This window comes from Tropicibacter sp. Alg240-R139 (assembly GCF_900537075.1).
Lineage (GTDB): Bacteria > Pseudomonadota > Alphaproteobacteria > Rhodobacterales > Rhodobacteraceae > Falsiruegeria.
The window spans coordinates 1,570,288-1,591,304 of the sequence record NZ_UNRA01000001.1 but is presented as its reverse complement, the minus strand read 5'-3'; the positions used below and the strand labels follow the sequence as shown (position 1 = coordinate 1,591,304).

The window sequence follows — 21,017 nt, the reverse complement described above, 5'->3', positions numbered from 1 at the left end:
GTCAGCCGCGCCGCCGAGATTCACGCACGTTTTCCTGACCGATCACGCGGATCAAACGAATGTTCTGCAGGTCCTGACGGGACAGGCTGATGGCCTGGCGGATCGTCCGCGTGCGTTCAGCCCCCTGAGGCGTCGGATCTTCTGGATATGTGACGTAGAACGTGTAAGTCAGAACCCCCTTGGCCTCGTCATCCTCAGCCGGGGTAAGTCGCAGTTCTGCATCATAGGCGCCTTGACGTTTGGCCACACCGACAACCTGAATAATCGCCCCACTGGTTGACGGGTCGATCTGCAACTCGGTCACATTGGTGATCGGGATGCTGCGGTCTTCTTCTTCGGGACGCGCAAAGATGCCGCGTCGCGATGCTGGAATGAGGGGGTTGGTGCTGGCCGTTGCTGTGGAATCAATCGGGGCCGAGGTGCTGCCACCGAACCAGTTCGTCGGGTTGACCCGCGAATTGCTCCAGCTGTTGCATGCTGACAGTGTCAGCCCCGCGATCAATAGAACTGCGAGAGGTTTGTTCATCATGCCCGCCCCGTGTTGACGTCTTTGTTGCAAGTCTTTTCGTTGTTATCGGTTACCGCATCTGGAACCCGTTGAAAAGCCATCGCAGGTCTGGACAGTGACGGGCGGGCGGCTTAGGTCACTGACTGACAAGCGGAAGGATGCGGATCATGGCAACGGCGGCGTTCGAAGAACTGGTGGAAGATTTTGAATTCCTGGACGACTGGGAAGACCGTTACCGCCATGTGATCGAACAGGGCAAAGCGATGGAGCCGCTGGACGAGGCGTTCAAGGTGCCCGCAACAAAGGTGCACGGCTGTGCCAGCCAGGTCTGGTTGCAGCCCTCGATTGACAAGGGCGTGTTCAAGTTCGACGGCGAAAGCGATGCGTTGATTGTGCGGGGGCTGATCGCGGTGTTGCGCGCGCTTTACAACGGGTTGCCAGTCGCCGAGGTGGGTCAGGTGGATGCGCGGGCCGAACTGGAGCGTCTGGGGCTCAATGAGCATCTCTCGGCGCAGCGCTCAAACGGAGTGCGTTCGATGATCGTGCGTATCCAAGAGGTTGCATTGGCATCAGCGTGAAAGGGGGCCAGCCCCCTGGGCCTGCGGCCCATTCCCCCCGGGATATTTTCAGCAAGAAGATGAGGGTGGTTTCGCCCAAGCTGCCATGGTTGTTTCCAGATCACCATAGCCGGTAAAGCGGCGCTCGAATTCTAGCCCCATCCTCTCGGCAATCTCTTTGGCGCGCTCGGTGAGTACGGGATCGTCGATCTGCGCCTGATAGACCACCTTAGTGTAGTTACCAAAGTACATGTCGAGCAGTTCAGGATGGCGATCCAGACCCATCGGTTTCCAGATAAAGGCATCAAATTGACGTGCCAGGAAATCCGTCAGGTAGAATGCCGTGATTTCATCATCCTTGCGCGCGTCAAACACATCGTTGCCTTCAAAGAAGGAATAGCAGTGCGGGCCTTTGACCATCTCAACGCCCAATCGCTCGCAGGCTGCCTGTAGATGCCCCCCGGTGCCGCAGTCGGCATAGACGACAAAGACCTGATCATAGACTTCGCGATGGCGTAACACAGCGTCCTCGACGGCCTCGGTGATGCGGTCAGGCTGAATATGCAGGATGGCGGGCAAGCAGGTCAGGTCCATGTGCTCCCAGCCGTTGCGTTCTTTCACCGCCAGAATCTCGCGGGCCAAAGCACCGCAGGCGATCAGCAGGATACGACCCGTCTTGCGTTCTGGCGGGGCGAGCCCCTTGTCTGTCAGGCTTTGGTCTTGCAGCGAGCGACCCGTTGCACGCAAAACGGCCCGCCGTTCGGGGCGAGCCGTTCTGTTGCGTCTGACCATCGGATCAGGCGCTGAGTTGGTTGTGTTTGCGTCCGCAGAAATCCTTGGCGGTTTCCACGGCGACGGCGGCGTCACGGCAATAGGCATCTGCGCCGATGGCCTTGCCGAACTCTTCGTTCAGAGGCGCACCGCCAACCAGCACGATATAGTCGTCCCGGATACCCTGTTCGACCATCGTGTCGATCACGACTTTCATGTAGGGCATTGTGGTGGTCAGCAGGGCCGACATGCCCAGGATGTCCGGCTCTTCGTTTTCCAATGCTTCCAGATAGTTTTCGACAGGGTTGTTGATTCCCAGATCGACCACTTCGAATCCCGCACCTTCCATCATCATCGAAACAAGGTTCTTGCCGATGTCGTGGATGTCGCCCTTGACGGTGCCAATGACCATCTTGCCGACGCGCGGCGCGCCGGTTTCAGCCAGCAGCGGTTTCAGGATGAACATGCCGCCCTTCATCGCGTTTGCGGCCAGCAGAACCTCTGGAACGAACAGGATGCCGTCGCGGAAGTCCGCGCCCACGATGGTCATGCCACCAACCAGAGCCTTGGTCAGGATGTCATAGGGCATCCACTTACGCTCGAGAAGAATGTTGACGCCTTCTTCGATCTCTTCCTTGAGACCGTCGTAAAGGTCGTCAAACATCTGTTGGACCAGTTCTTCGTCGTCGAGTTCCGACAGGATGATGTCATCTTCTTCCGACATGGTGCGATTCCTTAAGCTGTTGCGGGCCGCGCCCGACTGATGGCCGTTTTTTCTGTTTTTGCCGTTTGGCCGCGTTTCGACTGCGTCAGTTGCGACACAGACGGTTCTGCAACCGACCTATAGGGTCGAATTTGCGAGATTGATAATGAGAAATTCGCAGAATGATGTTTGATATCGTGCATGACCGGCGCTTTGGGCCTTTTGCGGCGAAAGCGGAAACCTCGAATTCATGGTCGTCCGTCAGGCAGCGCTCGAATTTGTGAAATACCCAAAGAATCAGCGGGTTAATGCTGCGTTGCAGAATTCATGTTTTGAATGTGGGTTGTTAATGTTCTTCATTTGTTCCATTTTGTGTGAATGGAACAGGTGTATACGGAAAAACTTTTAGGTCGCGAAGCGCGCGGGCGCGGTGTGTCGTCGAATGCGGTGGGTCGATACGAGTCGACAACGCGTGATGGCTACGACGATGGCTGGGCCGCCGACGAAACCCTGCCACCATTGCGAACCGAAGTTTCGAACGAAATGGCCCGCAGCCTGATTACATACAACCGATCCCCTGATCTGCCCTTTGATCGGTCGATCAACCCCTACCGGGGCTGCGAACACGGGTGCAGCTATTGCTTTGCGCGTCCGACGCACGCCTATTTGGGGCTGTCGCCGGGCTTGGACTTTGAAACCAAACTGATTGCCAGACCCAATGCAGCAGACGTTTTGCGGAAAGAATTGAGCGCACGCCGATACAAAGTGGCTCCGATCGCGATCGGGACCAACACCGACCCTTACCAACCGATCGAGCGAGGGATGAAGATTGTGCGAGACTGCCTGAAGGTTCTGTCTGAGTTCAACCATCCGGTGGCTATCGTCACCAAGGGCACATTGGTCGAAAGGGACATCGACATTCTGGCACCAATGGCGGCGAAGGGGCTTGTGCGTGTCGGGGTATCGTTGACGACGCTGGACCCCGGTTTGTCACGTCGAATGGAGCCACGGGCGCCGGGGCCAATGCAGCGGTTGCGGATCATCCGGGCGCTGACGGGGGCGGGGGTGCCGGTGAGGGTGATGACTTCACCTGTGGTGCCCGGGCTTACCGATCACGAACTTGAGGCTCTGTTGGCGGCTGGTTCGGACGCGGGGGCTGATGCCGCGAGCTGGATCATGTTGCGTCTGCCTCGCGAGGTGTCGCAGCTTTGGCAAGACTGGTTGAGCGAACATGAACCCAACAGGGCTGACCGCGTCATGGCGCGATTGCGTGAGATGCACGGGGGGCGGGATTATGATCCGCGATGGGGGCATCGGATGCGGGGCGAGGGGCATTATGCCGAGATCATCGCACAGAGGTTTGAGAGCGCCACCCGGCGATTGGGATTGGCGCAGAAAACCGATCCCCTCAGGACCGATCTTTTTGCGATTCCACAACAGCCGGGCGACCAGCTTTCACTGTTTTGACACCGCGTTAGACCGCGAACCCGCTGCCAGAACCGCGTTCGATCAAAACGACATTGCTGGTAGACAAAGAGGATGCGGTGACCATTGCCACAGCGGCACCGTCTGCCTCGATGGTGTGCGTGCCATCGCCGTTGTCCGTCACGCTGATCATAGGTTCGGACTCGCCTTCATCATAGACGTAGACGATAGAATCTTCGGTCTCGTCGTAGTCAAGAATTTGCGCAAGATCGGATAGTGCACCATCGAGTAGGACGAAATCGTCCTGTCCATCACCACCAGAGCCCGAATCCCCATCCCCAAGGTAAAGGTCATCATTTCCTGCACCGCCATTTAGGACGTCAGCAGCACCATCGTCGTTAACAGCAAGCGAAACGCCCGCGGGTAACGCGATCGGGTCGCCAGCCTGCAAAGTGGCGCGGGTTGCGATCAGTTCGTCCAGCGTTAAACTGCGCGAAATGTAGTCCCCCGAAAACAACAGGTCGTCGCCGGAGTCACCCGTGATCGTGTCGGCGCCGTCGCCACCCAACAGAGTGTCGTTGCCCCCGCTGCCTTCGATGTCGTCATTTCCTGCGTTTCCTTCGACCCAGACGGTGCTGTTGGGATCATCAAAGGAGAACGGAACCACTTCGTCGTCGCCTTCGCCAGCCTGCACCAGATCAATGCCCTCTGCATGCCGCAGCAGATCGTTTCCGGCTCCGCCGGATGTAATATCGTCCCCGGCTTGACCAAACACAGTGTCATCTCCAGCGCCTGCAAGGATAATGTCGTCACCTACGCCGTCATCAAGAGAGTCATCACCTTCACCGCCGTCCAAACTGTCGTTTCCAGCAGCGCCAGACAGGCTGTCATCGCCCAATGCACCGGAAAGGGTGTCATCGCCGTCCATACCGTTCAGCGTATCATCGCCGTCGCTTCCCAACAGGCTGTCATTGCCGTCATTGCCCAAAAGCAAATCATTGCCAGTGCCACCGTCTAAGGTGTCGTCGCCTCCGGCGCCGTCTACGGTGTCATCGCCGCCAGCCGCATCGACGCTGTCGTTCCCGACAAAGGCCAGAATGGATTGAGACTCGTCAGTTCCTTCGAGTGGATCGTCCGCAGGGGGCTCCTCTTCCGGATCCCCTGTTATCGCATCCGCAGTTTCGTTTTGGCCGTCTTCGCGACCCCATTCGTAAACGCCATAGATGGCCAAGGCGCCCAGAAGGCCCATCAGATAGATTGGCAGCATTATCACTTTCCCCCAAAAGTAAAAAACCTAATAAAATCATAACTCAATGCATGAATGCGTCAAGTTTTACAGTGTTTTTGTTTCTTAGGTGAAGGCAACTCTGAGGCTGCGGGTACACGCAATAGGTGATCTTTGACTACAGATGTTTGGACTTTTGTCTGAAACAGGCTCCACGCCTATGCCCATCCTGTTTTGATTGTTTTCAAACGGTAGAATGTGATCCAAGCTTTGATCGAGGCTGCGCAAGACATCATTTAAGTGTCATTTTCCTTCAATGATCATGCCGGTGCCAATCATATCGAAATCACCTTAAGTATCTTCATGGGCCAACGCGCAAGTGGATTGAGGAGGCGTCTTGTGACGCGAAAATTCTGACCCGGCCAGGTTGATTGGTACCGGGCCGAAAATAGTCAATGGACATGGTGGCGACACAAAAAAGAAAAAACCCGGCCTGATGTAAGGCCGGGTTCGCGTTTTGGGGGAAACCAATTGAAAATTAGCGGTTTTCGATGTCGACGTAATCACGTTCGGTCGATCCCAGGTACAGCTGACGCGGGCGGCCGATCTTGTTCTGCGGGTCGCCGATCATCTCTTTCCACTGCGAAATCCAGCCCACCGTGCGCGACAGCGCAAAGATAGGGGTGAACATCGAAGTCGGGAAGCCCATCGCCTCAAGGATAATGCCCGAATAAAAGTCGACGTTCGGGAACAGCTTCTTCTCGGCAAAGTAGGGGTCGTTCAGCGCGACCTGCTCCAGTTCCTTGGCAACCTGCAGAAGCGGGTTGTTTTCGACGCCCAGCAGATCCAAAACCTCGTCCGCCGACTGTTTCATCACGGTCGCGCGCGGGTCAAAGTTCTTGTAGACGCGGTGGCCAAAGCCCATCAGGCGGAACGGATCGTTCTTGTCCTTAGCCCGCGCGATGAACTCGGGGATACGGTCAGGAGAGCCGATTTCCTTGAGCATCTCCAGACACGCCTGGTTGGCGCCACCGTGTGCGGGCCCCCAGAGACAGGCGATACCCGCCGCAATGCAGGCAAACGGGTTGGCACCCGAGGACGATGCCAGACGCACGGTAGATGTCGAGGCGTTCTGTTCGTGGTCCGCATGCAGGGTAAAGATGCGGTCCATCGCGCGGCTCAGGATCGGGTTGACCTCATAGTCTTCGGCGGGCACGGCAAAGCACATGCGCAAGAAGTTCGAGGCATAATCCAGATCATTGCGCGGGAAAACAAACGGCTGACCGATGGAATACTTATACGCCATCGCCGCAATGGTCGGCATCTTGGCGATCAGGCGATGAGACGCGATCTCGCGCTGTCGCGGATCGGCGATGTCGGTCGAGTCGTGATAGAATGCGGACATGGCGCCAACCACACCCACCATGATGGCCATCGGATGCGCATCCCGGCGGAAGCCGCGGAAGAAGTTGTGCATCTGCTCGTGCAGCATAGTGTGGCGGGTAATGGTGCTTTCGAACTTTTCCAAATCCGCAGCAGCGGGCAGTTCACCGTAAAGCAGCAGATAACACACCTCTAGGAAGTGCGATTTGCCAGCAAGTTGGTCAATCGGATAGCCGCGGTGCAGCAATTCGCCCTTTTCACCGTCGATATAGGTGATGGTGCTGTCGCAGCTTGCGGTTGAAGTAAAGCCGGGGTCATAGGTAAACACACCCGCAGTGCCGTAAAGCTTGCGGATGTCGATGACGTCCGGACCGGTGGTCGGAGAAAAAATAGGCAGCTCGTAGGATTCGCCATTTAGGCTGAGGGTGGCTGTTTTCTTGCTCTCGGTCATAGATGTCCCTTCCTCTGTACTGGCACGACGAGCGCCTAGGACAACACCTGGCGCTACGGTCGTGCGGGCAGCGCCTGCGCGCTGTCGCGCAGGACCGTCGTATCTGTGCAGCGTTACCCGTTTATGAAGATTGGGCTTTTTCCGCTGCATCCTGAAGCCGTGCCAGGCTTTCGTCTTTGCCCAGCACCAGCATCATGTCAAAAACCGAAGGTGTTACGGCTCGTCCTGCCAACGCGGCCCGCAACGGGCCGGCCAGTTTTCCGAACTTCGTCTCTCGTGCTTCGGCAAAGCCGTTCAGAGAGGCCTCCAGATCGTCTCGGGTCCAGCTAGCATTTTGCAGATGCGGCGTCAATTCACTCAGTATACCATTGGATACCGATGCAAGCGCTTTCGCCGCCTTGGCGTCCTGCTCAATTGGACGCGACGTCAAGGCAAAGTGAGCTTTTTCAAGGAGTTCCGGGAAAGTTCGCGCGCGATCCTTGAGGCAATACATCGCACGTTTCAAATCACCGGATTGTGTTTCCGTGAGAGCAGTCAGATTTGCCGCGGCCAAGTAGCCCTGAGTTTCTTGCTGCAACGCAGCGTCATCTGCGATGGCGATGTGCTGACCACACAAGTTTTCAAGCTTTTTGGTGTCAAAGCGCGCCGGGCTTTTGCCGATTCCATCAAAGCCGAACCAATCCTTGGCCTGAGCGTCGGTAAAGAATTCGTCATCGCCGTGACTCCAGCCAAGACGCGCCAGATAGTTGCGCATGCCAGCGGCCGGATAACCCATGGCTTGATATTCCTGCGCCCCAAGCGCTCCGTGACGTTTCGACAGTTTCTTGCCGTCCGGTCCGTGGATCAGAGGGATATGCGCCCAGACCGGTACATCCCAGCCCATGGCCGTGTAAATCATCATCTGGCGCGCGGCATTGTTCAGGTGGTCGTCACCTCGGATCACATGGGTCACACCCATATCGTGGTCATCTACCACAACGGCCAGCATATAGACCGGTGTGCCGTCCGAGCGTAGCAGGATCATGTCGTCCAGCTGATCGTTGCGGATGATCACATCGCCCTGCACCTGATCGCGGATCACAGTGGTGCCGTCCTGCGGTGCCTTGATGCGGATCACATACGGTGCGTCCGGGTGGCTGGCCGCATCGGTGTCGCGCCAGGGGCTGCGAAAGAGGGTCGATTTGCCTTCGGCCCGAGCCGCATCACGAAACGCTGCAATCTCCTCCTGCGTCGAAAAGCACTTGTAGGCTTTGCCGTCATCCAACAACTGATGCGCAACTTCGGCGTGGCGAGCTGCGCTATCGAACTGGCTGACCACCTCGCCGTCATGGTCCAGTCCCAGCCAGTCCAAGCCCTGCAGGATGGCGGCGGTCGCCTCGGGGGTAGAGCGTTCGCGGTCGGTATCTTCGATCCGCAGCAGGAACTTGCCGCCGCGACCACGGGCATAAAGCCAATTGAACAGAGCTGTACGCGCGCCGCCGATATGTAAAAAACCGGTGGGGGACGGAGCGAAACGGGTGACGACCTGATCGGACATATGCGGCATTTACCTTTTGGTAACTATGGTGGCGGTAACGTTTGCGCCTGTCTAACCAGACGGACGGATAGGAGCAAGCATGCGCGTTCTGGTACGGACCGAAGCCGCACTGCAAAAGCAACGCGGATACCTGTTCCCCTGGTCGCCCGTTTGCCTGGGCATCGGGATTGGTCTGTATTTCCTACTCAAATCGGAACCTGAGTGGTGGGCCTATCTGCTTTTGATGACAACGGCAGTTGCAGGTTTTTACCGGGTTTTGCGCCATCCAGATGTCTGGACCCCGTTGATCGCCTGCATCTCATTGGTATCTTTTGGGTTTGCCTTGGCAGGCGCGCGGGCACATTGGGTTTCGGGGCCCGTTCTGGACTGGCGTTACTACGGGCCGGTTGAGGGGCGTATCATCGCAATTGACCGTTCAGCCTCGGATGCGGTGCGTATCACATTGGATCACGTGCGTCTGAACCGGGTATCCCCAGACGAAATCCCGCGCAAAGTTCGCTTGTCTCTGCACGGATCATCGCCGGTCCTGACACCTGGCGATGTCGTCATGACGACAGGTCACCTGTCACCACCACAGGGGCCGGTCGAGCCGGGGGGCTTTGATTTTCGCCGACATGCGTGGTTTCTGGGATTAGGCGCTGTGGGGTACACCCGGTCCCCAGTCCTGAGAGCTGGGCCGCCGGATTATGCCGATTGGGGTGTCTGGATCTACAGGCTGCGCCTGTCCGCCTCGCGCCACATCCAGTCGGTTCTGCCAGGAGAAACAGGAGGCTTTGCCGCTGCAATCACCACGGGGGACCGAAGTGCCGTAAGCCAGGACACCTTGCGCGACCTACGAACGAGCAATTTGGCGCATCTGTTAGCCATTTCGGGTCTTCACATGGGGTTGCTCACGGCCTTTGTGTTCGGTGCATTGCGCACGGGCCTGTCAATGATCCCCTCGCTTGCCTTGCGTGCTCCGGTCAAAAAGATTGCGGCCATAGGTGCATTGATCGCGGCCGCCATTTATCTGGCCCTGTCGGGGGGGAATGTCGCGACAGAACGGGCTTTTGTCATGGTGGCGGTGATGTTGTGCGCAGTTCTGGTGGACCGGCGTGCGCTGTCCCTCAGGGCGGTTGCGGTAGCAGCTATGATCGTTCTGGTTCTTCGACCAGAAAGCCTGCTTGGCCCCGGATTTCAAATGTCCTTTGCCGCGACCACCGCGTTGATCGCAGTGTTCGGAGCCTTTCGGGACATGGAATGGTCTATGGGCCCGAACTGGCTCAAGCCTATCTTCGGGGTCGTCATCAGTTCGGCTGTGGCGGGGCTGGCCACTGCGCCATTTGGGGCGGCGCATTTCAACACGATCGCAAGCTATGGCCTGATCGCCAATCTGCTGTCTGTGCCCCTGATGGGTATTCTCGTCATCCCTGCGGCCGTTCTGGCAGCGTGCCTTGCCCCCTTGGGCTTGGAATGGGTCGGACTGGAGCTGATGGGGGCCGGGTTGCGCTGGATCTTGTGGGTCGCCCATTGGGTGTCGGACATGGAAGGCGCACAACGCCGGGTGATGTCACCGCCGGAATGGACACTGCCGTTGTTGGCGATCGGTTTTCTGTGGTTGATGTTGTGGCGCGGTCGCCTTCGGTGGATGGGGGTGGGGTCGGCGATTCTGGCGTTCGCACTTTGGACGCAGGCCGAACGCCCCGGCATTCTGATTGCAGACACCGGCGGGTTAATCGGCGTGTTGACCAAAGAGGGACGGGCGCTGAGTAAGCCAAAGGGGGCGGGGTTCATCGCAACGGTCTGGTTGGAAAACGATGGCGATGCAGCGGATCAAACAAATGCTGCCTCGCGATGGGCTGATGGCAGCGCAAAGCAACGGCGGATCACGGTTGGAAAAATGGAAGTCATCCATCTGTTGGGCAAACGCGCGGTTGCAGGGGTCGATCAATGTAAGGCGAACCAAATCATCGTGACCTCGGTTCCCGCATCAATCAGTGGTGGTTGCCACCTGTTTGATCCGCAGCGACTGCGCGAAACCGGGAGCCTGTCAATTTCAACAGAAGGAATAAAAACAGCGGCCCAGATCACGGGCCGCCGGTTGTGGAACACGTCGTCCAAGTGACGATCAATAGGTGCGGATCAGACCCACCAAACGCCCCTGAACCTTGACCTTGTTGTCCGGGAACATGCGGGTTTCGTAAGCTGGGTTCGCAGCCTCTAGCGCGATGACATTGCCGCGGCGAAAGAAGCGCTTCAGCGTGGCTTCCTGATCTTCGACCAGGGCCACGACGATGTCGCCGTTGTCTGCGGTAGAGGTTTCGCGGATGACTACCACATCGCCATCGTTGATGCCCGCATCAATCATCGAATCGCCTTTGACTTCAAGGGCATAGTGTTCACCCTTGCCTGACAGCATCTGCCCGGGCACAGCAACCTGATGCGATTGATCTCTAATTGCCTCGATTGGGTGACCGGCGGCAATGCGTCCCACCAAGGGTAGCTCCACCGCGTGAATGGCTACAGGTTCTGAGTTCGCGGGGCGCCCCGCTTCCGGTCGATCACCTTCGATAACACGCGGTGTAAATCCGGTTGTTGGTTCACCACCCAAGCTTTCGGGCAGTTTGACAATCTCAATCGCGCGAGCCCGATGTGCCAGCCTCCGAATAAACCCGCGTTCTTCCAGCGCTGTGATCAAACGGTGAATGCCGGATTTGCTGCGCAGGTCCAAAGCGACCTTCATTTCATCAAAACTGGGCGGGACGCCGTCCGCTTGGAGCCGTTTGTGAATAAACTCCAACAAATCCAGTTGCTTCTTGGTCAGCATCACGTCACCTCAGGATCTATGCGTTTACATTTGTTCTACGCATGTTCCTGTTTTGTGTCAACGCTTGTTCTTTGGTAGTCCTACAACGGCAGGTAGTGCAGGTCATCTCCGACGCTGCGAGCGGGGTCTTCTGCAGGTCGTACGGCGAGTGCGTTAGATTGCGACAATACGGACAAAAGAGAGCTGTCTTGATTGTCGAAAATCGTGATTTTCCCATTCTCGACGCGGGCGCGCATATAGTGTTGGCGCGGCCCATTTTGCGCTAAGTTCTGACCAAGGGTCGCGGTCATTAGTGTATCGGTCGGATTGTCCTGTCCCAACATCTTGCGCAGCATAGGTAAGATAAAGACATACCCGCAAACCATTGCAGATACAGGGTTACCGGGCAGGCCAACCATGGCCGCTTCGCCCAATCGACCAGCCATCAACGGCTTGCCGGGACGCATCTTGACCTTGTAGAATGACTGCTCCATTCCCAATTGCCGCGTGGTCTGTTCCACCAGATCGTGATCACCGACTGAAGCGCCGCCGATGGTCACCACCAAATCCGCGCCTTGAGCAAGGTCAAAGGTGGTTTCAAGCGAGGCCACCGTGTCGCGGGCAATTGGCAAGACGCGCACGCAAGCTCCGTTACGTTCGAACAGCGCTTTGAGGCCAAAGGTGTTCGAGGCGATGATTTGATCCGGTCCAGGAACTTCGCCGGGCATGACCAGCTCATCACCAGTGGAAATCAACGCCACAACCGGCTTGCGGCGCACGGGGACGCGAGGGATGTTCATTGATGCCATCAACGCCACATCCTCGGCCCGGATAAGACGTGGTGCAGCGATTGTGTCGCCAATGCGGAAATCCACGCCGGCAGGGCGGATGTTGTCCTTGTAACCGGGGTTATCCGAAATGGTGATCAGATCGCCTTTGCGATCAACGTTCTCTTGAATGACGACGAAATCAGCACCTTGCGGAATTGGCGCGCCCGTAAAGATGCGCACCGCCTGACCGGCACCAACTGTGCCGTCAAAGCCGTGGCCTGCTGCTGCCTCGCCAATGAGTTTGAACATGGCATGCTGCTCCACCTCGGCGGCCTTGACGGCATAGCCGTCCATAGACGATGCCGCAAAAGGGGGCTGGTCTCGGGTGGCGGCAACGTCACTGGCCAACACCCGGGTGGCGGCTTGGGCCAGTGGAACCTCTTCGATATCGCTGACCTGAACTAGGTCCAAAAGCAGCGCGCGGGCGTCGTCAACGGTGATCACGACGACAAACCTTTTGAAAGTCTCTCTTCTTCCCACTCTGCATACGATTGGCCAGTAGGCGTTTTCCAGGCTGTTCTACCATTCGCAGCACGACCAGTTATGACTGCAGCAGCAGCAGACGGGCTGGAAAATGCAAACGGCTGAGCCAGAACTGCGCCATCGTCGGACGCAATGATCAAGCCTCCTTGCTTGATGGTGTCGTGGATTTTCCAATAGTGCGTGTTGTGCTTACGGTCGCCAACCCAGTTTTCGCGGATTCGTGAGCCTGCCTGCACAATCATCTCTTGGTTTGCCAGGATGGCGCGAGCCTCGATGCCATGCTTTGGGACGCGTAGTATGAATTCTTGGCCTTCGGGTAAAGGTGTGCCCTGGTCCAGGTCCACTTCACTGCCACGCCGACCGGAACGGAACAGGTCTACTTTGATGGCGGGCAGAACCATATGGAGCGTTTCCAGAAAACTCTCCATATTTGCGGTGGCGGCCTCATTCAGACTCGCTCCCGCAGGCTTGTTACCGTTCTCTAAGCGTCGGTTCCCCGCGCCCAGAGCTGCGTTGACCAAGTTGCTTTCCAAATATTTGACATGCGCTTTATGTAGTGCATCTCCATAGGTGGTGATTAATACGGCTTCATCCCACCAATCACGTTCCCGAGCATGCTGCGACAGCCTTTGGGCCATATCCTCTGTTTCGCCGATGTAGGCTAACTCGCCAGAGCTATCCTCACCCAACAGCAGGTAGACGCCGGTTTGGCGCGCTTCCGGTCGGGCAAGGCCTTCGGCTAATCTGGTTCGTGGAATGCGAAGGACATGCCCAGTCCAATTGAAGACCTCGGCTGTCAGCATTCCATCGGGATGCCCATCGACAAAGTATAGTTCCAGAGAACGACCCTCGGTTGTCATTTCGCCTCGTAACGGCCTGATTTGCCACCGTCTTTCAGCTGCACATGGATGCCGCCAATATCCATGGATTTATCGACGGCCTTGGACATGTCATAGATCGTGAGCGCCGTGGTCGACACTGCGGTCAACGCTTCCATCTCCACTCCAGTCTGGCCGGTGGTCTTTACGGTCGCCTCGATCCGCACACCGGGTAGATCAACGTCCAGCTCCATCTCGACCGAGACTTTGGTGATAGGCAATGGGTGACACAACGGGATCAGGTCCGCGGTTCTCTTGGCACCCATGATGCCAGCCAATCGGGCCACGCCCAAAACGTCACCCTTCTTTGCGCGACCTTCTGAAATGATTTCAAAGGTTTCAAGCTGCATTCTAATGTAACCCTGGGCAACGGCAATACGCGATGTCACGTCCTTGTCGGACACATCCACCATATGCGCGTCACCCTTGCCGTCAAAATGCGTAAGCGCCATTACCTTGCCCCCGGAACCAATGGGTTGGACAGGATCTCGCGCGTCGCGGCGGTCACGTCGTCCTGCCGCATCAGGCTTTCGCCGATCAGGAAGCAGCGCGCACCGTAGCGTGCGATGTCGCTTAGGTCGTCGGCGGTGTTCAGGCCACTTTCACAGACAATGGTGCGCTCTATCGACACCAGTTTCGACAGACGCTTGGTGGTGTCCAGCGAGGTTTCGAACGTCTTGAGATTGCGGTTGTTGATGCCGATGAGGGGGCTTTTCAACTGCTCGGCACGTTCCAGTTCGGCCTCGTCATGCACCTCGATCAGCACGTCCATGCCCCAATCAAACGCGGTCTGTTCCAGTTCGGCGGCCTGGGTGTCCTCGACCGATGCCATGATGATCAGAATGCAGTCACCACCAAGAGCGCGGGCCTCGACGACCTGATAGGGATCATACATGAAATCCTTGCGCAGCGCAGGCAGGCTGCAAGCTGCGCGCGCTTGGGTCAAAAAGGACTTTTCACCCTGAAAGCTGGGCGTGTCGGTCAGCACCGACAAGCAGGTCGCGCCACCGGCTTCATAGGCTTGGGCCAACGCAGGCGGGTCGAACTCGGGGCGGATCAAGCCTTTGGACGGGCTGGCTTTTTTGATTTCCGCGATCAGGCCGTAACCTTCGCGGCTCCCATCAAAGAGCGCCTTGGCAAAGGGGCGCACGGGGCCTGCATCGCGGGCTTGGGATTCCAGCTCATCTAACGATTTCAGGGCCTTGTCGGCGGCCACTTCTTCCAGCTTGTAGGCTTTGATCTTGTCGAGAATGGTGTCGGTCATGTCGTGCCCTGTGTAATCCGCGCCAACGCGGTGATCTTGTCTTTGGCCTTGCCGCTGTCGATGCTCTCGGCTGCCATGGCTACGCCTTCGCGCAGGTCGGACGCGGCCTCGGCCACGACCAGAGCGGCAGCAGAGTTCAGCAGAACCGCATCGCGGTAGGCTGACGGCGTGCCGTCGAGCAATCCACGGAAGGCGATGGCGTTCTCTTCTGGAGTGCCGCCGACGATGTCCTCGAACGGATGCACGGGCAGGCCCGCATCCTCGGGGTGCAGCTCCACCTCTTTCACGGCGCCGTCTTCCAATGCGGCCACCCAGCTGATGCCGGTGATGGTCAGCTCATCCGTTCCGTCCGAACCGTGGACCAGCCAGGCTTTTTCCGACCCGAGCAGGCCCAGAGTTTCGGCCATCGGGCGGATCAGATCGCGGGTAAAGGCACCGGTCAGCTGGCGTTTCACCCCAGCTGGATTGGTCAGAGGGCCAAGGATGTTGAAAATTGTCCGCGTCCCCAGCTCTGCCCGTGTGGGCATCACATGGGCAGTGGCCGGGTGGTGCATCGGCGCCATCATGAAACCGATCCCGGCCTCGGCCAAGGCGCGCTCAACCACATCCGGTCCGACCATCACATTGATCCCCATCTGCGATTGCAGATCGGCAGTGCCAGATTTCGAACTTAGGTTGCGGTTGCCGTGTTTGGCCACAATTACACCGGCACCTGAGGTCACAAATGCGGTCGCGGTCGAGATGTTGAGCGTGTTTTTGCCGTCGCCTCCGGTTCCGACGATATCCATCGCCCCCTCAGGCGCACGCACGGCGTTGCATTTGGCGCGCATGACAGCGGCGGCGGCAGCGTATTCATCCACCGTTTCACCGCGGGTGCGCAGTGCCATCAGCAGGCCACCGATTTGGGACGGCGTAGCCTCGCCATTGAACAGGATGCCAAAGGCGGTCTCGGCTTCGTCGCGCGTCAATGCACGCTCGGCTGCAGTGCCGATCAGCGGCTTGAGGGCGTCACTCATGCGGGAACCTTCATGTCGTTGAGGAAGTTCTGCAACAGGGCATGACCATGCTCAGAGGCAATTGATTCCGGGTGGAATTGCACGCCGTGTATCGGCAGCTCTTTGTGCTGCAGGCCCATGATGGTGCCGTCTTCCAATTCTGCCGTGATTTCAAGGCAGTCGGGCAAGGTATCACGATCCACAACCAGCGAATGATAGCGCGTCGCCTCAAACGGGGACGGCAGGCCCGCAAACAGACCTTTGCCGGTGTGGGACATGGTGCCCATCTTGCCATGCACGATTTCATGGCAGCGCACCACATTACCACCGAACGCCTGGCCGATTGTCTGATGGCCCAGGCACACGCCCATCAGCGGCGTGCGCGTCTCGGCTGCGGCTTTGGTCAATGCCAGGCAGATCCCGGCCTGATCGGGGTCACAGGGCCCCGGGCTAAGCAAGATTCCGGCAGGGTTCATCGCCATTGCCTGTTGCACGTCAATGGCATCGTTTCGGTGGATTTCGACCTCGGCCCCAAGCTCGCCAAGATAGTGCACGAGGTTGTAGGTAAAACTGTCGTAGTTGTCGATCAGCAGCAGCATGATGATCCGTTCATTAGGGGCTGGTGCCAAAAGCCTCAGCCGCAGTATAGTGTTGGCGTATACATGTTCAGGCTTGTAGGTCAGCGTCAAGGGCGCTTGGCAGGGCAAATGGTATCGATCATCAACGCCGCTTAGACGGTGACAGGAATGCAACGGGCAAAAGGGGCACGGCAGCAATGCGTGGATTTTTCGGAGGACTTCTGGTCGGGGGCGTTGTGGTGACAGGTGCGGCGGCGATTTCGTCTTTGTCGTTCCCTCTTTCACAGCGGCCCGAACTGGTGGCCAATACCCCCACTGCCGGGGGTGATCCCGCGCCGACCGAGCAAGGCAGCGGTCAGGCACCTGCAGGCAAGGACGCGGATCTTGTCGAACTGGCACCACGCGCACCAGACGCAGGTCAGGCCACTGGTGACGATCTGGACGCCATGACCAACAGCGACACGCAACCTGGCGATAAGCCCTCCGTTGGTGACGCCACTGGCGAACTGGATACTCCGCAGACCACAGGCAACACCGACGTGGCCGTCCAGGCAGATGATCCCGTAGCACCGTCGACGTCCACGACAGAACTGCCCGCACCAGATGATCAGACCCAGGCGCCCAACGTCATCGAACAACCCAGTCAGCCCGCAGCCCCCGTTGTCGAAGACGGCGGCACGGGTTTTGGAACCTCCCAAACGGCCGAGGATGCGGCCCCGGCAGCTCCGGCACCGGAACAGTCTGAACCTGAAGCTGCGACTGCTGCACCGGAAACTCAGGCGCCCTCGACTGAGGAAGCGCCCGAACCCGATACGAAGACCGCCGAACAACCTGCGCCAGAAGCACCAACACCGGACGCAGATGCAGAACCACCGCAACAGGGAGAAGCCCCGCGCGAGGGCAGCCTGGCCGGAACTGCGCCTAGCCCAAGTATTGGCACACCGGTTGTGCCCTTGACCGAGCGCGACGCAGTTGTTGCCGCCCAGTCGGGCCTCGACGTGATCCCGATCGAAGCTTATGCCGCGCCGTTCGAGAACTCTGAGGACAAGCCATTGATGGCCATTGTTCTGATCGATGACGAGGATTCGCTGGGACTGGAGGCGTTGCAAGAGTTTCCTTATCCGCTGTCTTTTGCCATCGACCCGTCCAAACCGGGCGCAGCGGACAAGATGAAGACCTATCGCGATGCCGGGTTCGAAGTGCTTGCAATGACCAACCTGCCAGCCGCCGCTACGGCGCAGGATGCCGAGGTATCAATGTCCGTATGGCTTGAGACTTTGCCCGAAACAGTCGCCATCATCGAAGGCACTGAAACCGGCTTTCAGGGCAACCGCGCGCTGTCGGACCAGATGGCTGCCATTGCTGGGGGCACGGGCCGTGGGCTGGTGACGCAGGACAACGGGCTGAACACGGCACAAAAGCTGGCCGCGCGCGCAGGCGTGCCATCCGCCGTAGTGTTCCGCGATTTCGACGGGGCAGGGCAATCCCCCACGGTGATGCGACGCTTTCTGGATCAGGCTGCGTTCCGCGCAGGCCAAGAGGGCGCGGTAATCATGCTGGGCCGCGTACGTCCCGACACGGTATCGGCACTGCTGCTCTGGGGCCTGCAAGACCGCGCCAGCCGCGTGGCGCTTGCGCCGATTTCGGCGGTGTTGACGCGTGAGTAAGGTCAATGATCGAAAGCAAGGCTTAGTGCGGCTGGTCAATGTGATAATTCGAGACAAAGCAGCGTTGGCTGCCTGACGGACGACACGCACGATCAGAGCTGCGGTTTCATTCAAGGTGATGCAGTTGTCTCGGCTCGGCACCCCGCCGTTTCAGGCCAATTACAGGCGACCCTTGTTATTCACGTCTCATGCAGCCATACAGCACCGGCGACTGTTATCGCACCTCGACCAACTGTCTCCAGTTTCGGCTTCAGTCTCGATTGCTCTGACTGACGCAAAGGCCACCGCAACACGCTGATGGCATTATCCAAAAGGAGTCCACGGGATGGCCAATGGCACCGTGAAATGGTTCAACACCACCAAAGGTTTCGGGTTTATCGCCCCAGAAGATGGCGGCAAGGATATTTTCGTACATATCTCTGCTGTAGAACGCGCAGGGCTGACCGGCCTGTCCGACGACCAGAAAGTGACCTTCGATATTGAAGATGGTCGTGATGGTCGCAGCAGCGCAACCAACATCGCGCTTGCCTAAGTGAGAGATCGCAGGACGGCCCCATGGGCCGTCCTACTCAATCACACCGACTCTGGCAGCGAAAGTTGTGGCGAATGACACAAAAGAAAGAGCCCTACCTTCCGGGCAAACGGCTGTCCAAAGACGAGCAAACCGACCTTGCGGCGCGTGAGATTCTGCAAGACGAACGGGTGGCTCGCGAAGAAAAAACCAAACGGCTCAAGATGGCCCGCCTCAAGCGTGAAGTGGACCAGTAGCCCTAAGTCTTAAAGATGTTTGACACCCTTAACACGGGTTGCCCGGCAAATATTGCCGAGCACAGTTTGGGTTACTTTTCTTGCTTCTGTTATCTGAATGGCCTTCCTGGTCGGTTCAGGACGGACCTCTCTACAACTGAATGCGAAAACGGGCAAAGCCGTCAGGGCCATCGCCTGCAGGTTCGATGGTGACGCCTTTGACGTCGTCCGCATAGTCCGCCGCCTTGGGTCCGGTGTCGAACAGGACCGAAGTGTCAGCCAGCGGTGCAAAGGACCAGTTGGCGTCAGCTTTTGGGCTGATCGTTCCCTTTTCCACGATGTAACGCACTATGACGTCGCGGTTGGTGTCGGGGCCTTCAAAGATCACCGTGTCGCCCATGGCACCGGGGAATTTGCCACCACCACCAGCGCGGTAATTGTTCGTCGCAATCACGAATTTCGAATTCAGGTCAATGGCCTGGCCGTCAAATTGCAAGTTGACGATCCGGTTTGCATCCGGGTTTGCCAACTCACCCTTGGGGGTGAACTTGGACGGTTGGCTCAGGTCGATTTGATAGGTCACGCCGTCCATCACATCAAAGTTGTAGCTGGGGAATTCGGGGTTCAGAAGCACCTGATCCGCCTTGCCGGGTTCGACCTGATTAAACATACCCGCCGAACGCTCCAACCAATCCTTGACCTGTTGCCCGGTGACAAGAACAGCGCGGGCGGTGTTGGGATAAAGGTACAGATCCGAGACGTTCTTGATCGCCACATCGCCCTTGGGCACATCCGTGAAATACTCGGGTCCACCACGACCACCGGCCTTGAACGGGGCGGCGGCGGACAGGATCGGCAGGCCCTCGTGTTCGGTGCCTTTCAGCATCTGTTCGATGTACCAAAGCTGTGCGATCGACACGATCTGCACCGAGGGGTCATCGGCTACCAAGGCGAAATAGGAATGCAGCGGCGCGTCTGTTTTGCCGACGGCCCGGCGCACATAGGCCAGTGTCGCGTCGTGATCGGCTTGGACCGAGTCGAGCACATCCTGCTGGCTTTCCACCAGCGCAGCGATCGAACGATCCTCGTTGCGTTTCGAAATCGGCCGCGCCTCAACGGAATGGCTCACGATCTTCCACTCGTTGCCGGATCGTTCCAACATCAAGTCGATCAGCCCCAGGTGTGACCCCCAGAACCCGCCCATGGCCGCCGGTTTACCATGAATGGTGCCACTCGCCACATCCACGCCCGCCATGCCGTCGTAAGCCGACGAGGGGAAGACACGATGATGGTGCCCGGTCAGAACCGCATCGATTCCATCAATGGCCGCCAGTGGCACACTGGCGTTTTCCATGCCGTCGCTGTGATCGGCCTCGCCAATGCCCGAGTGGCTGAGCGCGATGATCAGATCGCAACCCTGTTCCTTCATCTCGGGCACGAACGCCTGCGCGGTCTCAACAATGTCACGCGCCTGCACTTTGCCCTCTAGGTGGCGGCGGTCCCAGTTCATGATCTGCGGCGGCACGAACCCAATCAGACCGATCTTGATCGGATGCGTGGCGCCCGCACCATCGGTCACCTTGCGATCGAGGATCACATAGGGCTCGATTAGCGTCTTGTCCTTGGTCGGATCGCTGCCCTGTTCCAGCGCGACATTGGCGCTGACCACGGGGAAGTCGGCCCCGGCCAGCGATTTCATCAGGAAATCCAGACCATAGTTGAATTCATGATTACCAAGGGTCGAGGCATCAAACCCAACGGTGTTCATCGCGGTAACGACGGGGTGCATGTCGCCATCCTTCATGCCGCGTTCATAAGCGATGTAATCCCCCATCGGGTTGCCCTGCAGAAAGTCGCCATTGTCGATCAGAACCGAGTTTGTGGCCTCGTCCCGGATCTCTTTGATGATGGACGCCGTGCGCGCCAGGCCCACGGTGTCGCGCGATTTGTCAGCGTAATAATCATAGGGAAAGACGTGCACATGCAGGTCGGTCGTCTCCATGATCCGCAGATGTGCCTGATTGGTGGCGGCACGGGCCGAAAACGGGTGAAGGGCGATGAACCCGGCAGTGGTGCCCAGGAATTGGCGACGCGACAACATGAAACCGGACATGACGAACCTCTTTTTGCGAATGGTCTTTTCAAACGGATAGCCACCCGACTCGGGGTGAGTCTGGTGTCACGCTGAGACCATAACAGGGTTTTGTGAAGTTTGTGCGGTAGGAGTGGA

The 21,017-nt window shown here is 58.0% G+C and carries 20 protein-coding genes; 6 read left to right on the top strand and 14 right to left on the bottom strand.

The annotated features are described in order from the left end of the window. Position 1: 1 nt before the first annotated feature. A complete protein-coding gene (locus G6R15_RS07645; protein ID WP_164659185.1) occupies positions 2-526 on the bottom strand; it encodes a hypothetical protein in 525 nt (174 codons plus the stop codon). Positions 527-675: 149 nt separating this feature from the next. Here G6R15_RS07645 and G6R15_RS07640 point away from each other — a divergent pair, with 149 nt between their 5' ends. Then, entirely contained in the window at positions 676-1,086 is a 411-nt protein-coding gene (locus tag G6R15_RS07640; RefSeq protein WP_164659183.1) for a SufE family protein, read from the top strand. A 48-nt stretch (positions 1,087-1,134) separates the two neighbouring features. Here G6R15_RS07640 and G6R15_RS07635 read toward each other — a convergent pair whose 3' ends face one another. Further along, positions 1,135-1,857, bottom strand: coding sequence for a DUF1638 domain-containing protein (locus tag G6R15_RS07635; RefSeq protein WP_164659182.1), 723 nt, complete (start codon positions 1,855-1,857; stop codon positions 1,135-1,137). Between the two features lie 4 nt (positions 1,858-1,861). After that, positions 1,862-2,560 carry a B12-binding domain-containing protein gene (locus tag G6R15_RS07630; protein ID WP_164659181.1) on the bottom strand — a complete coding sequence of 233 codons (699 nt, stop codon included), beginning with the start codon at positions 2,558-2,560 and terminating at the stop codon, positions 1,862-1,864. Between the two features lie 357 nt (positions 2,561-2,917). Here G6R15_RS07630 and G6R15_RS07625 point away from each other — a divergent pair, with 357 nt between their 5' ends. After that, positions 2,918-4,006 (top strand): PA0069 family radical SAM protein, encoded by a 1,089-nt coding sequence (locus tag G6R15_RS07625; protein ID WP_164659179.1) that lies wholly within the window; start codon positions 2,918-2,920, stop codon positions 4,004-4,006. A gap of 7 nt (positions 4,007-4,013) precedes the next feature. Here the strand turns inward: G6R15_RS07625 and G6R15_RS07620 are convergent, their stop codons facing one another. From G6R15_RS07620 to gltX, 3 genes are all read right to left on the bottom strand, one after another. After that, entirely contained in the window at positions 4,014-5,231 is a 1,218-nt protein-coding gene (locus tag G6R15_RS07620; RefSeq protein ID WP_164659178.1) for a calcium-binding protein, read from the bottom strand. A 496-nt stretch (positions 5,232-5,727) separates the two neighbouring features. Then, positions 5,728-7,023 carry a citrate synthase gene (gene gltA, locus G6R15_RS07615; RefSeq protein ID WP_164659177.1) on the bottom strand — a complete coding sequence of 432 codons (1,296 nt, stop codon included), beginning with the start codon at positions 7,021-7,023 and terminating at the stop codon, positions 5,728-5,730. 121 nt (positions 7,024-7,144) lie between these two features. Then, complete coding sequence (gene gltX / locus G6R15_RS07610) at positions 7,145-8,560, bottom strand: glutamate--tRNA ligase (RefSeq protein ID WP_164659175.1); 1,416 nt, start codon at positions 8,558-8,560, stop codon at positions 7,145-7,147. 79 nt (positions 8,561-8,639) lie between these two features. On the opposite strand from gltX, the gene G6R15_RS07605 reads away from it, so the two are divergent. Continuing rightward, positions 8,640-10,664, top strand: coding sequence for a ComEC/Rec2 family competence protein (locus G6R15_RS07605; protein WP_164659174.1), 2,025 nt, complete (start codon positions 8,640-8,642; stop codon positions 10,662-10,664). Between the two features lie 3 nt (positions 10,665-10,667). On the opposite strand, the gene lexA is transcribed toward G6R15_RS07605, so the two are convergent. The 7 genes from lexA to G6R15_RS07570 form a co-directional block, all read right to left on the bottom strand. Continuing rightward, complete coding sequence (gene lexA / locus G6R15_RS07600; protein ID WP_164659173.1) at positions 10,668-11,366, bottom strand: transcriptional repressor LexA; 699 nt, start codon at positions 11,364-11,366, stop codon at positions 10,668-10,670. Between the two features lie 80 nt (positions 11,367-11,446). Continuing rightward, entirely contained in the window at positions 11,447-12,619 is a 1,173-nt protein-coding gene (glp, locus tag G6R15_RS07595; protein ID WP_164659172.1) for a gephyrin-like molybdotransferase Glp, read from the bottom strand. Next, positions 12,616-13,461 carry a GIY-YIG nuclease family protein gene (locus tag G6R15_RS07590; RefSeq protein WP_205520480.1) on the bottom strand — a complete coding sequence of 282 codons (846 nt, stop codon included), beginning with the start codon at positions 13,459-13,461 and terminating at the stop codon, positions 12,616-12,618. The genes glp and G6R15_RS07590 overlap by 4 nt, the downstream gene beginning before the upstream one ends. A gap of 53 nt (positions 13,462-13,514) precedes the next feature. After that, positions 13,515-13,988 carry a cyclic pyranopterin monophosphate synthase MoaC gene (moaC, locus tag G6R15_RS07585; RefSeq protein ID WP_164659170.1) on the bottom strand — a complete coding sequence of 158 codons (474 nt, stop codon included), beginning with the start codon at positions 13,986-13,988 and terminating at the stop codon, positions 13,515-13,517. Further along, on the bottom strand, positions 13,988-14,800 hold the full coding sequence (gene trpC / locus G6R15_RS07580) for an indole-3-glycerol phosphate synthase TrpC (protein ID WP_164659169.1): 813 nt from the start codon (positions 14,798-14,800) through the stop codon (positions 13,988-13,990). The genes moaC and trpC overlap by 1 nt, the downstream gene beginning before the upstream one ends. Further along, positions 14,797-15,816 carry an anthranilate phosphoribosyltransferase gene (trpD, locus tag G6R15_RS07575; protein WP_164659168.1) on the bottom strand — a complete coding sequence of 340 codons (1,020 nt, stop codon included), beginning with the start codon at positions 15,814-15,816 and terminating at the stop codon, positions 14,797-14,799. Before trpD ends, trpC begins: the two co-directional genes overlap by 4 nt. Then, positions 15,813-16,394 carry an aminodeoxychorismate/anthranilate synthase component II gene (locus tag G6R15_RS07570; protein WP_164659290.1) on the bottom strand — a complete coding sequence of 194 codons (582 nt, stop codon included), beginning with the start codon at positions 16,392-16,394 and terminating at the stop codon, positions 15,813-15,815. Before G6R15_RS07570 ends, trpD begins: the two co-directional genes overlap by 4 nt. A gap of 176 nt (positions 16,395-16,570) precedes the next feature. On the opposite strand from G6R15_RS07570, the gene G6R15_RS07565 reads away from it, so the two are divergent. From G6R15_RS07565 to G6R15_RS07555, 3 genes are all read left to right on the top strand, one after another. Further along, entirely contained in the window at positions 16,571-18,040 is a 1,470-nt protein-coding gene (locus G6R15_RS07565; RefSeq protein ID WP_164659167.1) for a divergent polysaccharide deacteylase family protein, read from the top strand. 325 nt (positions 18,041-18,365) lie between these two features. Beyond that, positions 18,366-18,572 carry a cold-shock protein gene (locus G6R15_RS07560; RefSeq protein WP_164659166.1) on the top strand — a complete coding sequence of 69 codons (207 nt, stop codon included), beginning with the start codon at positions 18,366-18,368 and terminating at the stop codon, positions 18,570-18,572. A 74-nt stretch (positions 18,573-18,646) separates the two neighbouring features. Beyond that, the gene (locus tag G6R15_RS07555) at positions 18,647-18,808 is read left to right on the top strand and encodes a hypothetical protein (protein ID WP_164659165.1); all 162 of its coding nucleotides are present in this window, start codon (positions 18,647-18,649) and stop codon (positions 18,806-18,808) included. A 130-nt stretch (positions 18,809-18,938) separates the two neighbouring features. Here the strand turns inward: G6R15_RS07555 and G6R15_RS07550 are convergent, their stop codons facing one another. Next, positions 18,939-20,900: a bifunctional 2',3'-cyclic-nucleotide 2'-phosphodiesterase/3'-nucleotidase gene (locus G6R15_RS07550; protein ID WP_164659164.1), complete on the bottom strand. Its 1,962-nt coding sequence runs from the start codon at positions 20,898-20,900 to the stop codon at positions 18,939-18,941. Positions 20,901-21,017: the final 117 nt, after the last annotated feature.

What these genes read in the sequence shown, in the direction of transcription:
- G6R15_RS07645 (WP_164659185.1), bottom strand. Translation starts at nt 526, where the DNA reads ATGAACAAACCTCTCGCAGTTCTATTGATCGCGGGGCTGACACTGTCA.
- G6R15_RS07640 (WP_164659183.1), top strand. Translation starts at nt 676, where the DNA reads ATGGCAACGGCGGCGTTCGAAGAACTGGTGGAAGATTTTGAATTCCTG.
- G6R15_RS07635 (WP_164659182.1), bottom strand. Translation starts at nt 1,857, where the DNA reads ATGGTCAGACGCAACAGAACGGCTCGCCCCGAACGGCGGGCCGTTTTG.
- G6R15_RS07630 (WP_164659181.1), bottom strand. Translation starts at nt 2,560, where the DNA reads ATGTCGGAAGAAGATGACATCATCCTGTCGGAACTCGACGACGAAGAA.
- G6R15_RS07625 (WP_164659179.1), top strand. Translation starts at nt 2,918, where the DNA reads ATGGAACAGGTGTATACGGAAAAACTTTTAGGTCGCGAAGCGCGCGGG.
- G6R15_RS07620 (WP_164659178.1), bottom strand. Translation starts at nt 5,231, where the DNA reads ATGCTGCCAATCTATCTGATGGGCCTTCTGGGCGCCTTGGCCATCTAT.
- gltA (WP_164659177.1), bottom strand. Translation starts at nt 7,023, where the DNA reads ATGACCGAGAGCAAGAAAACAGCCACCCTCAGCCTAAATGGCGAATCC.
- gltX (WP_164659175.1), bottom strand. Translation starts at nt 8,560, where the DNA reads ATGTCCGATCAGGTCGTCACCCGTTTCGCTCCGTCCCCCACCGGTTTT.
- G6R15_RS07605 (WP_164659174.1), top strand. Translation starts at nt 8,640, where the DNA reads ATGCGCGTTCTGGTACGGACCGAAGCCGCACTGCAAAAGCAACGCGGA.
- lexA (WP_164659173.1), bottom strand. Translation starts at nt 11,366, where the DNA reads ATGCTGACCAAGAAGCAACTGGATTTGTTGGAGTTTATTCACAAACGG.
- G6R15_RS07590 (WP_205520480.1), bottom strand. Translation starts at nt 13,461, where the DNA reads ATGCTGACAGCCGAGGTCTTCAATTGGACTGGGCATGTCCTTCGCATT.
- moaC (WP_164659170.1), bottom strand. Translation starts at nt 13,988, where the DNA reads ATGGCGCTTACGCATTTTGACGGCAAGGGTGACGCGCATATGGTGGAT.
- trpC (WP_164659169.1), bottom strand. Translation starts at nt 14,800, where the DNA reads ATGACCGACACCATTCTCGACAAGATCAAAGCCTACAAGCTGGAAGAA.
- trpD (WP_164659168.1), bottom strand. Translation starts at nt 15,816, where the DNA reads ATGAGTGACGCCCTCAAGCCGCTGATCGGCACTGCAGCCGAGCGTGCA.
- G6R15_RS07570 (WP_164659290.1), bottom strand. Translation starts at nt 16,394, where the DNA reads ATGCTGCTGCTGATCGACAACTACGACAGTTTTACCTACAACCTCGTG.
- G6R15_RS07565 (WP_164659167.1), top strand. Translation starts at nt 16,571, where the DNA reads ATGCGTGGATTTTTCGGAGGACTTCTGGTCGGGGGCGTTGTGGTGACA.
- G6R15_RS07560 (WP_164659166.1), top strand. Translation starts at nt 18,366, where the DNA reads ATGGCCAATGGCACCGTGAAATGGTTCAACACCACCAAAGGTTTCGGG.
- G6R15_RS07555 (WP_164659165.1), top strand. Translation starts at nt 18,647, where the DNA reads ATGACACAAAAGAAAGAGCCCTACCTTCCGGGCAAACGGCTGTCCAAA.
- G6R15_RS07550 (WP_164659164.1), bottom strand. Translation starts at nt 20,900, where the DNA reads ATGTCCGGTTTCATGTTGTCGCGTCGCCAATTCCTGGGCACCACTGCC.